This is a genomic window from Chitinophaga sp. SVR4-12A (assembly GCF_056754765.1).
Window position 1 is genome coordinate 3,085,364 of record NZ_JBPGWP010000001.1, and the last position, 13,060, is coordinate 3,098,423.

The window sequence follows — 13,060 nt, forward strand, 5'->3', positions numbered from 1 at the left end:
CCTTATAATCCTCTCCGGTGGCTGTGTACGAACAGGCTGGTAATCGACTTGTTCTCGTACATGTTCCGGATGGCCACGGCAAAAAGCTCTGCTACGCTAATCACCTTGATCTTGGAACACTCCTGTTTCAGCGGCATTGTATCACATACTACCAGTTCTTTGAGCACGGAGTTTTCGATATTCTCAAACGCCTTGCCGCTTAATACCGGGTGTGTACAAAAGGCCCGAACGCTCTTGGCTCCCTTCTCCATCAACAGGTTGGCCGCTTTGGTAAGGGTGCCCGCCGTGTCAATGATATCGTCTATCAGCACAATATCCTTATTCGCCACATCGCCTATCACCACCATGGAAGCGATCTCATTAGCGCGTTTACGGTGCTTGTCGCATATCACCATTTCCGCATTGAAATAAGACGCTACTTCCCTTACCCGGTTGGTGCTGCCCACGTCAGGGGACGCAAAGGTAAGGTTTTCCAGCTTCAAATTCTCTATGTACGGGATGAAAATTGCGGAACTGTCCAGGTGATCCACCGGTATATCAAAGAAGCCCTGGATTTGGGGAGCATGTAAATCCATGGTAATCACCCTGTTGGCGCCTGCAGAAGTAAGCAGGTTGGCTACCAGCTTGGACGCGATGGCTACCCTGGGCTTATCCTTCCTATCCTGCCTGGCGAAGCCGAAATAGGGGATCACGGCGGTAATATACCCGGCAGAAGCCCTCTTCGCCGCATCGATCATTAGCAATAGCTCCATCAGGTTGTCTGCAGGAGCATTGGTGCTTTGTATCAGGAAAACATAATCGCCACGGATACTTTCCATGTACACCGGCTGAAACTCGCCGTCGCTGAACTTCTGGATCTGTAATTTACCCAGGCCGTTGCCATACCGCTTGGCTATTTTCTCGGCCAATCCGGGGTTGCTGTTGCCCGTAAAGATTTTTACTGATGGTTGCATGACTGTGGAAAAGAGTTCGCAAAACTATAACTTTTGCTTCGTTCTGCGCTCTTTTTTTTGCCAGCCCCGGCATCTGGGCACACTTTCTCTTTTCTCTGTATGAATAAATGCAGCAATATCAAGACCTTTAGCCTGTTGCTGCGGCATGTGCATTAAAATATTTGCTGCAACGGTGCTAAAGCCCGTAAATTTATATGCCAGATATTCAAAAGATTATGGAAGTAAAAGTTAACCTCTCCCAACCCGTTCTTTCAGACAGCTATGTTTCCCTGAAAAAGCTGCCCACAGATGACAAACCCCGGGAAAAGCTCATCCGCAAAGGCCCTGCCGCCCTCAGCGATGCCGAGCTGCTGGCCATCCTGCTCAATAATGGCACTAAACATAAATCCGCCATAGAGCTGGGCAGAGAGGTACTGCGGGCAGCCTCCAATAATCTCCCCGAACTGGGCAAGCTAAATGTACGGCAGCTCAAAAAGCTGCGCGGCATCGGCGATGCCAAGGCAGTTACCATCGTGGCCGCCATGGAACTGGCCAGGCGTAAACAGGCCGGCTACATGCGCGAAAAACAAGTGATCAGCCGGGGCGCAGATGCAGCCCTGTTCTTTAAGCCCTTGCTCGCTGATAACGCCCACGAGGCTTTTTATGTGCTATACCTCACGCATAATTGCCGTGTGCTGCATTACCGTTGTATCAGCTCTGGCGGCATTAGCAGCACCGTCGTAGATTCCAGGCTGATCTTCCGGGAAGCCCTTGAAACAGGCGCAGCCCGCCTCCTGCTCTGTCATAATCATCCCTCCGGCAGCCTCTCACCCAGCTTTGCCGATATCGGGCTAACCCGCAAAATCAAAGAAGCAGGGCGCCTCTTCGATATCGAAGTAATAGATCATATCATCGTATCAGAGGCCGGTTACTACAGCATGGTAGAAGAAGGAGTTATATAGCTAAACTTTTGGATATAATAATTGCCTTTTTCCTTACATTCGCAATTATTTCATTAAAATCTGCTATGCTGAAAATTGGAATTTTTGGTGTTGGACATTTAGGCAGGATTCACCTTTCCCAGCTGATGACGATGAAGGATGTTGAAGTAGTAGGGTTTTACGATCCAAGTAATGCCAATGCTGCGAGCGTGACAGAGCAATACCAGATTCCGCGGTATACCATTGCTGAAGAACTGATACAGGCTGTAGACGCCATCGATATAGTAGCTCCCACCACCCAGCACTTTAAACTCTGCGAAATAGCGCTCCGCAACGGTAAGCACATCTTCGTGGAGAAACCCATGACCAATACCATGGATGAGGCCAAAACACTGGTAAAACTGGTGGAAGAGGCCAATGTTAAATTCCAGGTAGGTCATGTGGAACGCTTCAACCCGGCTTTCCTCGCCCTGCGCGGTTATCACCTGAAGCCCATGTTCATCGAAGTGCACCGCCTGGCCGAATTTAACCCGCGCGGCACGGATGTAAGCGTGATACTGGATCTGATGATCCATGACATAGATATCGTACTGAGCATCGTACAATCCACCATTAGCCGTATCTCTGCGAGTGGTGTGGCTGTAATGAGCGATACGCCTGACATTGCCAACGTACGCATCGAGTTTCACAACGGTTGCGTTGCCAACCTGACCAGCAGCCGCATCTCCCTCAAAAAGATGCGTAAAATGCGCCTGTTTCAGAAAGATGCTTACATCGGCATCGACTTCCTGGATAAAAAAACAGAGATCATCAAGCTGAAAACACCGGACGACGCCGGACTTTTTACACTGGATATAGAAACCAATGCCGGTAGAAAAACGATCGCCATTGAGAACCCGGAAGTAAAACAGTCAAATGCCATCCGCATGGAACTGGAACTGTTCCGCGACAGCATCCTGCAGAACAAACCGGTAGCCGTGAATGTGATCGATGGTTTGCAGGCCCTGGATGTAGCCCATCAGATCCTCCAGAAGATCGGCCGCAACCAGTCTACTCCTACCGCATCCTAACCCTTCAGTAAGGCATGTGCGATCACCAGGTCCAGCGGACGGGTGATCTTAATGTTGCGCTCCTCCCCTGCCACCAGGTGGATCCGGTGGCCCAGCCTTTCTACTACCGTAGCCTCGTCTGTGAATAAGGGATCATAGGGCAGTTCAAATGCAGGCAACAGCTGTTCCGATAGAAATGTCTGCGGCGTTTGTATGATCTTAAACAATTCCCGGTTCACGGCCTTGTTGCCCTCCTCCGTCAGCTCCCGTATACTATCTTTCATATCCGTTACAGGAATGGCGTTGCCATGCACCAGCGTCGCTTCATAACAGGCGTGTATCAACGCAGCAGACAACAGCGGACGCACGCCGTCATGTACAAACACTACAGACCTCTCCTGCACCTGCTGTAAACCGTTCTTTACGGAGTGGAAACGGGTTTCGCCACCTTTTACCAGTGTAACCGCCGCCGGTGTGTTAAAACATCCCAGTACCTGCTGCGCAGGGGCAAAATGCGCTTCCGGCACTACGAGCACCACCTGCATATCTTCATAGGCATTGATAAAAGCGGCAATGGTATGGTATAATACGGGCTTGCCCGCCAGCTCCAGGAACTGTTTAGGCATTGTACTGCCCATACGGGTACCGGAGCCCCCCGCCACAATGATGGCTATCTTTTTGAGTTGTTCCATGCGGTCCCAAAAATAAAAAAGTCTCACCGCAGTGAGACCTTTTTAAAGATTTAAATGTGAAGTAAATCACAACAAATTTAAAATATGCTTACAGGATCAGCATGGCGTCGCCATAGCTGAAGAAACGGTATTTCTCCTTAATAGCCTGCTGGTAAGCTTCCATGATCAGGTCATAACCTGCAAAGGCGCAAACCATGATCAACAGGCTGGTCTTGGGCAGGTGGAAATTGGTCACCAGCGCATTCGGAATTGAAAAATCATAAGGCGGGTGAATGAAGGTGTTGGTCCATCCTTCTGCCGCCTTCAGATGATTCTGTGCAGTTACGGAAGACTCCACCGCCCTTACGGTAGTGGTGCCGATAGCGCAGATCTTGCGGTTCTCGTCCTTCGCCTTGTTCACGATCTTAACGGCATATTCGTCTATATGGAAATACTCTGCATCCATTTTATGCTTGCTGAGATCTTCCACTTCAATAGGCCTGAACGTGCCTAAACCGGTATGCAGCGTAACTTCGGCAAACTTGATACCCTTTATTTCAAGGCGTTTGATCAGCTCACGGCTAAAGTGCAAACCTGCCGTAGGTGCCGCTACCGCGCCTTCAAACTTTGCATAAACGGTCTGGTAACGCTCTTTGTCCTCGTCTTCCGGCTTACGCTTGATATACTTCGGCAAAGGAGTTTCACCCAGCGTATCCAGCACTGCCTTGAACTCATCATCGTTGCCCTCAAACAGGAAACGGATGGTACGGCCCCTGGAGGTAGTGTTGTCAATCACCTCTGCTACCAGCGATTCGTCATCCCCGAAATACAGCTTGTTACCCACCCTTATTTTACGTGCAGGGTCTACTATCACGTCCCACAGGCGGTTTTGCTTGTTCAGCTCACGCAGCAGGAATACTTCAATCTTGGCGCCTGTCTTCTCCTTACGTCCATACAGCCTCGCAGGGAACACCTTCGTGTTGTTCACGACCATTACGTCCTTATCATTAAAGTAACCGATAATGTCCTTGAATACTTTGTGCTCGATTTTTCCCGTGGCACGGTTTACTACCATTAAACGGGACTCATCTCTTGTTTTGGAAGGGTGCTGCGCGATCAGATTTAAAGGGAGATCGAATTTGAATTGCGATAATTTCATATTACGGTATGAATGAATTTAAAGGTTGCAAAGGTACTGATATCTCACCAGGTTACCAAAAAAACATTCCCGAATGTAAGAAGCAGTACCTTATGTATATGTATTTTTCGGAATGGCGGATATCAGCTGCCGGGTGTACGAACTCGTTGGATGCTCATAGATTTGCCCTGCCGGACCGCTTTCCTCAATTTTCCCCTTGTTCATCACCATCATACGATCACTCATAAACCGTACCACGGAGAGGTCATGAGAAATAAAAATATACGTAAAGCCGTATTCTTCCCGCAGCCTGATCAGCAGATTCAGCACCTGCGCCTGTATACTTACATCCAAAGCCGCCACTGATTCATCACAGATAATAAAGGAAGGATGTACTGCCAAAGCCCTGGCGATCACAATACGTTGCCGCTGCCCCCCGGAAAACTCATGCGGATACCGGTAAAAATGCTCCGGGCGGAGATTTACCTTTTCCAGCAGCTCCAGCGCCTTTTCCTTACGGCCCCGCTCCGTCCCGTACAGCCCATGTACCTGCATAGGCTCCATAATAGCCTCCCCCACTGTTAACCGGGGATTAAGAGATGAATAAGGATCCTGGAAGATGATCTGCATATCTTTACGAAGATCGCGCAACTCTGAAGCCGGCAAACTGCTCAATTCTTTTCCTTTATAAACAATATTACCACCGGTTGGTTCTACAAGGCGCAACAATGTACGGCCCAGGGTGGTCTTTCCGCAACCCGATTCGCCCACCAGTCCCATGGTTTCCCCCTGGCGCACGGTAAAGCTTACGCCATCCACGGCCTTCACCCATCCCCGTACCTTACCAAAAAGGCTGCGGGAAGCGGGGAACCAGGTCTGCAACTGCTCTACCTGCAATAAGGGCGGACTTTGCTGCAACTGGCGCTCCCGGGCAGCCACCTGTTCAGGCGATACCGTGAGGCTGTTCACCAGCTCTTTTACGGCAAAAGGTTTTTCCCTGATATTGCCCATGGCATCTACTTCCATAAAATCAGGGGTTACCGGCAAGCGGTATAACTGCTTATCCAGCGGCGGGCGGCAGGCCAGCAATCCTTTCGTATAGGGATGCCGCGGCTGGCGGAATATTTCTTCCACTTTGCCCTGCTCTACGATACGGCCTTTGTACATCACCACCACCTCGTCGGCTATCTCTGCTATCACGCCAAGGTCGTGGGTAATAAATACAACGCTCATACCTGTTTGCTGCTGCAATTCTTTGAGCAGCTCAAGAATGGCCTTCTGTACGGTCACGTCCAGCGCAGTTGTTGGCTCGTCTGCTATCAACAGCCTGGGCTGACAGGAAATGGCCATGGCGATCATCACCCGCTGTTTTTGTCCGCCGGAAAGCTCATGGGGATAACGATGCAGCAGCTTTTCCGGGTCAGGTAGCTTTACCTGCCGGAAAAGATCAATAGTTTGTTGTCTGGCAACTGCCGTGGATACTTTTTTATGCTGCCGGATGGCTTCCGCCACCTGCTGACCGCAGGTATGAAGGGGGTTCAGTGAGGTCATGGGTTCCTGGAAGATCATCGCTATCTCATTGCCCCGCCAGTCCTGCATTTGACGGGAAGATAACTGTAAGATATCTACCGGGGCTTGTTGGGGAGCCTGGTAAAGGATGCGGCCCCTGGCTATTTTGCCCGGTGATTGCACCAGGCGCATCAGGGATAAGGCGGTTACAGATTTGCCCGAGCCCGACTCTCCTACGATGCCCGTAATACTGCCGCGTGGAATATCCAGTGAGATATTGTCCACCGCTGTCACCGTTTCCTGCTCTACAGAGAAGGTCACAGTGAGATCCTGAATGGAGACCAGATGATCGGGCATACACGATTTTAGATAAATCTACGATCTAAAATCATAATTCTAAAATCGTAGATGCTTTACCGTTTGGTGGCTGTTGATCAGGTTCTTCAGGGAGTCTATCCCGATTCTCAGGTGCCGGTCCACAAACTCCGTGGTCACCTTCTTGTCGCTTTCCTCTGTTTTTACGCCTTCCGGCACCATGGGCTGATCACTTACCAGCAGCAGGGCTCCTGTGGGGATCTTGTTGTAAAAGCCAACGGAGAAGATGGTAGCTGTTTCCATATCCACCGCCATTGCCCGGATCCTTTCCAGGTAGCGTTTAAACTCCAGGTCATGTTCCCATACCCGACGGTTGGTGCTGTAGCAGGTACCTGTCCAGTAATCACATCCATATTCGCGGATACTGGTAGAGATGGCCTTTTGCAGTGCGAATGCAGGCAGCGCAGGCACTTCCGGGGGGAAGTAGTCGTTGGAGGTACCCTCGCCGCGTATAGCCGCAATAGGTAAGATCAGGTCTCCGATGTTGTTCTTTTTCTTTAAGCCGCCGCATTTGCCCAGGAACAATACCGCTTTGGGGTGGATAGCGCTGAGCAGGTCCATTACGGTGGCGGCGCCGGGACTGCCCATCCCGAAGTTGATGATGGTAATGTCTTCTGCAGTGGCGCATTGCATAGGGCGGCCAATGCCTACTATCTCGGCATCATTCCATTCTGCAAAAGAGGTAACATAATTACTGAAATTGGTGAGGAGGATGTGAGAGCCGAAATTTTCGAGCTTTTCTCCTGTGTAGCGGGGAAGCCAATTAGCTACAATTTCTTCTTTTGTCTTCATAGCCTTTTGACACGCAAATGTACACCTTTTTGGCGACATTTTGCGTTAGCTTTGTGTTATGATCGCCATTGAGTTCCCAGCTCCTGATTTTAAAGTGGTACGGGAAGATAATAAAGACCTGATCTTTGATCGCTACCGTAAAAAATATGTAACGCTTACACCGGAAGAATGGGTAAGACAGAATTTCCTCCAATACCTGGTGAAAAGCCTGCAATACCCCGCCTCACTGATAGGCATTGAAAAGGAGATCTACCTGGGAGAACTGAAAAAACGTTGTGACATTGTTGTATATGACCGCAACATGCAGCCCTGGATGATAGTGGAATGTAAGGAGATGAACGTGCCGCTAAGCCTTTTAACCGTAGAGCAGATCATCCGTTACCATATGGTGCTGCGGGCAGTGTACCTGGTGATCACCAACGGCGTGCATACCTGGTGCAGCCTGTATCGGCCCGAAAAAGAAGAATGGGAGTTTGTGGGGCAGATACCGGAGTACGGACATTAATTGATATATGGAAGGTCCTATCCGCCTGGAGGCGGATAGGACAAAGGATAATCACGGGAAAATGCCTAATTGCTCATACGCCGCGCCTACTTTATCGATAGCGCAAACATAAGCGGCAGTACGCATGTCATGGATCTTGCTATTGGATACCATGATCTCGCGCACTTCGTGTAAAGCAGCATGCATGGTCTCTTCCAGGCCGGAATATACCAGGTCTACTTCATCAGCGCCATGTGCAATGAACTTTCTTTCCTGGTCTGACACCTTCTTACCGGTAAGGTCTTCTATGGTGCTCAGGATATGTATGTTCATATTTTCGTCAAAACGCTTGCCCAGACGGCCGTAACGCACGTGGCTCAGGTTCTTCAGCCATTCGAAATAAGAAACGGTTACACCGCCGGCGTTCAGGAACATGTCAGGCACTACGATCACGCCTTTCTTGTTCAGGATAACATCCGCATCAGCCGTTATCGGGCCGTTGGCGGCTTCGCCGATGATCTTTGCCTTGATATTGGGCGCATTATCCTTATGGATCACGCTTTCCAGCGCGGCCGGTATCAGGATGTCGCATTCCATCTCAAGACCGTCTGTATTTTTCTTCAGGTTGGTGGCGCCGGGGAAGTTAACGATGGAACCTGTTTCGTTCCGGTGTTTCAGCACGGCATTGGGATCCAGGCCTTTTTCATTGTAAATAGCGCCGTCCCACTCTATCAGGCAAACTATAACAGCGCCTGCTTCGTGGAAATATTTAGCGGCATGGTAACCCACGTTACCCATACCCTGAACGATCACTTTCTTACCTTCCAGGCCGGGTTCCAGTCCCAGCTTCTGCATATCTTCCTTGATGTTGCACAGCTCGCGCAGACCATAGAACACGCCCAGACCGGTAGCTTCTTTACGGCCGCGTACACCGCCCTGTGAAACAGGCTTACCGGTTACACAACCGTAACCATCTATTTCTCCGGGACGAAGGCTCATGTAGGTATCCAGGATCCAGCTCATTTCCCTTTCGCCGGTGCCATAATCGGGCGCAGGCACGTCTACACCAGGGCCGATGAAGTTCTTCTTCACCAGTTCCGCAGTGTAACGGCGGGTAATATTTTCCAGCTGGAAAGGTGTGTAATTGCGGGGATTGATCTTGATACCGCCTTTGGCGCCGCCAAAAGGCACGTTCACGATGGCGCATTTGTAAGTCATCAGCGCGGCGAGGGCCATCACCTCATCCTGGTTCACTTCTTCGCTGAAGCGGATACCACCTTTACAGGGCAGCTTGTGGTGAGAGTGTTGTACACGGTAAGCCTCGATCACTTCGATCTTATCTCCTACCCTTACCGGAAATTTGATGCGATATACGGCGTTGCAGGCTTTGATCTGCTCCAGGATACCCCTTTCCCATTTAGTGTACTGAGCAGCTTTGTCAAAGCTCCTCTCAACACTCTCAAAAAAGTTATAATGCTGTTCTTGCGACATAAAAAATTGTTTTGGAGATCTATTGTTTTGGTTATTGATAGCAAATCACAAGTTATGACTATGGCTTAGACTGTTGTTGATGTTCCAGTTTACTGATCTTGCGGTCCAGCCGGACCAGGTACAGTATGATAAAGATGAAGATGATCACCAGTACGGTCACTACCACATATATTTTTCCGTTGCTGCGCAGCATCTGGTTAACGGGACCTGTCTCGGTATTTTGCTGTTGCGCCTGCGCCAGCAGGGAAGTGCACAGTAAAAAAAGGGTAAAGAAGAAGTAAGACGCTCTGTTGATCATTTAAAAATATTTTTTAGCTCTAGTCTCTTATAGCGTACAAGCAAGGTATAGATCCATACGCCCAGCAATGTCCAGCCTGTAAAAGCGGGATAGAATACCATCATCAGCGTGCCGTCTGTATCTTTGGAACGGAAGCCCGGACTGCTTGCACTGCCCGGATGCAGGGAATCTACCATACGGGGGATGATGTAGGTCAAAGGTATTAACATTGCAAAGGCAAATATGTTGTAAATGGCCGATACTCTTGCCCTTTTATCGATGTCATGAATAGACAGGCGCAGCACCAGGTATGCCAGGTAGATCATCAGCGCCACCGCGGTAGCAATCTGCTTGGGATCATTGGTGATCGTACTGCCCCAGGTATAAGTGGCCCATACAGATCCTGTAACAAAGCCCATAACGCCGAACAATACGCCCACATTTGCCGCCGAACTGGCCAGTACGTCTTTCTTCAGGTCGTATTTAGTGAGGTAAAGAACGGAATTGATTACGGAGATGGTGAACAGCGTATACATGCTTATCCACATCGGCACATGAAAGAAAAGATTACGTGTGGATTGTTCGTTATTCTCGATCGCTGGTATCTTCACCAGGAACCCGGCTATGATTGTAAATAAAAGCAATAGTACCGCCAGCGCTTTCCACCAATGTTTTGCCATTTTTTTGTCATCTATATTGGGGGCAAACCTACAGGTTTTATCACGAATCACAAAATATTACAGTTATAAGTCGTCAGTGGTCAGTCGTCAGTGGTCAGTGGTCAGTTGTCAGTGATTGAAGCGATTATCATCTCCGGGTTTTAACTGACGACTGACCACTGACGACTTATAACTGACGACTGACGACTGACAACTGACAACTAACAACTGACAACTTTCTTCAATCCTTCCACAAGAATGGAAAGAGGATCATGGCCAGCCCGATGATCAATACATCCATTCCCAGCAGCAGCAGGAACATATTGGGCAGCCCCGGTTGAAAAACCGGCACAAATGCAGAGCGGGCTATATTGGCCAGCAGCATCAGCAGGGGCATCATGATCGGAAACCCCATGATGGCCATCAGTGCCGCATTCTGGTTGGCTTGTGCAGCAATGGCCGCCAGCATGGTAAATAACAGCGAAAGACTGATACCACCCAACATCACCACGCCTACAAAATACCATACATTAATAATGGGGTTACCTAAAAATATCATACAGCTTACCAGCGCTATAATGCTCATAAGGGACATTAACAGTATGTTATACAGCAACTTGGCCGCAATAAAGCTCCGCGGATGCACCAGCGAATAGAAGTAGAGCAGCCGGCCCCGGCTTTCCTGCAGAAAGCTTTTGGCAATGGCGTTAACAGACACGAACAGCTGCACCACCCAGAACTGGGCATTCCAGATCTGCTCTTCCGGGTGGCCCATCATCATATTGATAACGAACACAGTGGAAATAATGTAAAGGAGTACGCCGTAAAAAGCATATTTCTGGCGAAGTTCCAGCAACAGGTCCTTCTTTACCAGCGTAAGCGTTTGGTGGAGAACAGTAGTATGTTGTGCCATTTCGGTGGCAAAAATAGGATGTTTCACTGATACAATTTAAACCCGGATCAAGTCCACCTCAAGTCCACCTCACATCCAGCTCACCTTCAGTTCTACATAGGTTTTGCTGGCCGTTTACACGCCGAATGCTCCTGGTGTTAATTTAGTACCAGCTTAGTGAGTGCTTAGTGAGTGCTTAGTGGGTTCCTCCCCTGACCTTAGTAAGTGCTTACTGCGGGCCTGGTTACTACCGTTTACCATCCTACTTAGCGCTTAAGCACAAGTATTTGTGATTTGTGCCTATATTCGCTCCCTAACAATCACAACAGCATGCAAAAAATACTGGTGGCGAACCGCGGAGAGATCGCTTTGCGGGTAATGCGTTCTGCAAGGGAAATGGGGATCAAAACAGTGGCAGTCTTTTCAGACGCCGACCGTACCATGCCCTTTGTACAATATGCAGATGAAGCCATCTGTATCGGACCTGCGCCTTCCAGCCAGTCCTACCTGCTGGGTGATAAGATCATCGAAGTGGCCCGCCGCACCGGCGCTGATGCCATCCATCCCGGTTACGGCTTCTTAAGCGAAAATGCCCGTTTTGCCCACGCCGTAAAGGATGCCGGCCTGATTTTCATCGGCCCCAGCGCCCCTTCCATAGAGATCATGGGCAGCAAGCTGGCCGCCAAACAGGCCGCCCAACAGTTTGGGGTACCCATGGTGCCTGGTACTGAAACGCCGTTGCGCGACCTCGAGGAAGCACAGCAGGTGGTACGCAAAACAGGATTTCCCATCCTGATCAAGGCTTCTGCCGGTGGTGGCGGTAAAGGCATGCGGGTGGTGGAGAATGAAACAGAATTGCCGGAGCAGATCAGGCTGGCCAAAAGCGAGGCGATGAACGCCTTCGGGGATGATGCCGTATTCATCGAAAAATACGTGGGAGCGCCCCGCCATATAGAGATCCAGATCCTGGGCGATCAGCATGGCAACTATGTGTACCTGTTTGAGCGCGAGTGCAGTATACAACGCCGGCACCAGAAGCTGATAGAAGAAGCCCCTTCCTCCTGCCTAACGCCCGGCATACGGGCCGCCATGGGAAAATGCGCGCTGGATGTGGCCCGCGCCTGTAATTACTACGGCGCCGGCACAGTAGAGTTCCTGGTAGACGAATCCCTGAATTTCTACTTCCTGGAGATGAACACCCGCCTGCAGGTGGAACATCCCGTAACGGAAATGATCACCGGGCTGGATCTGGTAAAAGAACAGATCCGCATCGCCAGGGGAGAAAAATTAAGCTTCACACAGGAAAGCCTGCAGATCAACGGTCATGCAATAGAATTACGCCTCTGTGCAGAAGACCCTTCCAATAACTTTTTACCCGATACCGGTACACTGGAAACCTATATCCGCCCCCAAGGCTACGGCGTAAGGGTGGATGACGGCTATGAGCAAGGCATGGATATCCCTATCTACTATGACCCTATGATCGCCAAGCTGATAGCCTGGGGCAGCGACCGCGAAGAAGCCCGTTTGCGCCTCATACGTGCAATAGACGAGTACCAGGTGAAAGGCATCCATACCACCCTGCCTTTTGGCCGCTGGGCGCTGCAACATCCCGCTTTTATTGAAGGTAAATTTGATACTCATTTTATTGGCAAGTATTTTGCCCCCTCCCTGCTGAAAAAACCTGACGAAGCAAGCATCCGGGCTGCAGCCATCCTGGCCGCGCAGATCTGGCAGGAGAGCAAGTCTGCTCAGTTACCGGTCAACACAACGGCCGCGGACCACAACTGGAAAAAAAGAAGAACACTTAGATAACATCCTGCAGTTGGCTTACAGGCAAAAAGCGTTAA

At 49.9% G+C, this 13,060-nt stretch carries 13 protein-coding genes; 4 read left to right on the plus strand and 9 right to left on the minus strand.

The features are described from left to right. Positions 1 to 2: 2 nt before the first annotated feature. Positions 3 to 953, minus strand: coding sequence for a ribose-phosphate pyrophosphokinase (locus ACR9Y8_RS12570; protein ID WP_481213597.1), 951 nt, complete (start codon positions 951 to 953; stop codon positions 3 to 5). Between the two features lie 215 nt (positions 954 to 1,168). Between ACR9Y8_RS12570 and radC the strand changes: the two genes are divergently transcribed. Further along, positions 1,169 to 1,894 (plus strand): RadC family protein, encoded by a 726-nt coding sequence (gene radC / locus ACR9Y8_RS12575; RefSeq protein ID WP_481213598.1) that lies wholly within the window; start codon positions 1,169 to 1,171, stop codon positions 1,892 to 1,894. 65 nt (positions 1,895 to 1,959) lie between these two features. After that, a complete protein-coding gene (locus tag ACR9Y8_RS12580; RefSeq protein WP_029464717.1) occupies positions 1,960 to 2,943 on the plus strand; it encodes a Gfo/Idh/MocA family oxidoreductase in 984 nt (327 codons plus the stop codon). Here ACR9Y8_RS12580 and ACR9Y8_RS12585 read toward each other — a convergent pair. The 4 genes from ACR9Y8_RS12585 to ACR9Y8_RS12600 form a co-directional block, all read right to left on the minus strand. Then, the gene (locus ACR9Y8_RS12585; protein ID WP_481213599.1) at positions 2,940 to 3,614 is read right to left on the minus strand and encodes a 2-C-methyl-D-erythritol 4-phosphate cytidylyltransferase; all 675 of its coding nucleotides are present in this window, start codon (positions 3,612 to 3,614) and stop codon (positions 2,940 to 2,942) included. The two genes, ACR9Y8_RS12580 and ACR9Y8_RS12585, sit on opposite strands and share 4 nt — an antisense overlap. Positions 3,615 to 3,702: 88 nt before the next feature. Further along, positions 3,703 to 4,752: a tRNA preQ1(34) S-adenosylmethionine ribosyltransferase-isomerase QueA gene (gene queA / locus ACR9Y8_RS12590; protein ID WP_029464719.1), complete on the minus strand. Its 1,050-nt coding sequence runs from the start codon at positions 4,750 to 4,752 to the stop codon at positions 3,703 to 3,705. A 90-nt stretch (positions 4,753 to 4,842) separates the two neighbouring features. Beyond that, positions 4,843 to 6,597 carry an ABC transporter ATP-binding protein gene (locus tag ACR9Y8_RS12595; protein WP_481213600.1) on the minus strand — a complete coding sequence of 585 codons (1,755 nt, stop codon included), beginning with the start codon at positions 6,595 to 6,597 and terminating at the stop codon, positions 4,843 to 4,845. A 39-nt stretch (positions 6,598 to 6,636) separates the two neighbouring features. Beyond that, positions 6,637 to 7,407, minus strand: coding sequence for an AMP nucleosidase (locus ACR9Y8_RS12600; RefSeq protein ID WP_481213601.1), 771 nt, complete (start codon positions 7,405 to 7,407; stop codon positions 6,637 to 6,639). Positions 7,408 to 7,465: 58 nt separating this feature from the next. On the opposite strand from ACR9Y8_RS12600, the gene ACR9Y8_RS12605 reads away from it, so the two are divergent. Continuing rightward, positions 7,466 to 7,912, plus strand: coding sequence for a type I restriction enzyme HsdR N-terminal domain-containing protein (locus ACR9Y8_RS12605; RefSeq protein ID WP_481213602.1), 447 nt, complete (start codon positions 7,466 to 7,468; stop codon positions 7,910 to 7,912). A 51-nt stretch (positions 7,913 to 7,963) separates the two neighbouring features. On the opposite strand, the gene ACR9Y8_RS12610 is transcribed toward ACR9Y8_RS12605, so the two are convergent. The 4 genes from ACR9Y8_RS12610 to ACR9Y8_RS12625 form a co-directional block, all read right to left on the minus strand. Next, positions 7,964 to 9,382, minus strand: coding sequence for a Glu/Leu/Phe/Val family dehydrogenase (locus ACR9Y8_RS12610; protein ID WP_481213603.1), 1,419 nt, complete (start codon positions 9,380 to 9,382; stop codon positions 7,964 to 7,966). A 58-nt stretch (positions 9,383 to 9,440) separates the two neighbouring features. Next, positions 9,441 to 9,680, minus strand: coding sequence for a CcmD family protein (locus ACR9Y8_RS12615; RefSeq protein ID WP_481213604.1), 240 nt, complete (start codon positions 9,678 to 9,680; stop codon positions 9,441 to 9,443). Beyond that, positions 9,677 to 10,339, minus strand: coding sequence for a cytochrome c biogenesis protein CcsA (gene ccsA, locus ACR9Y8_RS12620; protein WP_481213605.1), 663 nt, complete (start codon positions 10,337 to 10,339; stop codon positions 9,677 to 9,679). Before ccsA ends, ACR9Y8_RS12615 begins: the two co-directional genes overlap by 4 nt. Positions 10,340 to 10,559: 220 nt before the next feature. Beyond that, on the minus strand, positions 10,560 to 11,258 hold the full coding sequence (locus ACR9Y8_RS12625; protein WP_481213606.1) for a heme exporter protein CcmB: 699 nt from the start codon (positions 11,256 to 11,258) through the stop codon (positions 10,560 to 10,562). 282 nt (positions 11,259 to 11,540) lie between these two features. Here ACR9Y8_RS12625 and ACR9Y8_RS12630 point away from each other — a divergent pair, with 282 nt between their 5' ends. Then, positions 11,541 to 13,025 (plus strand): acetyl-CoA carboxylase biotin carboxylase subunit, encoded by a 1,485-nt coding sequence (locus tag ACR9Y8_RS12630; protein ID WP_481213607.1) that lies wholly within the window; start codon positions 11,541 to 11,543, stop codon positions 13,023 to 13,025. The last annotated feature ends 35 nt before the right edge of the window (positions 13,026 to 13,060 follow it).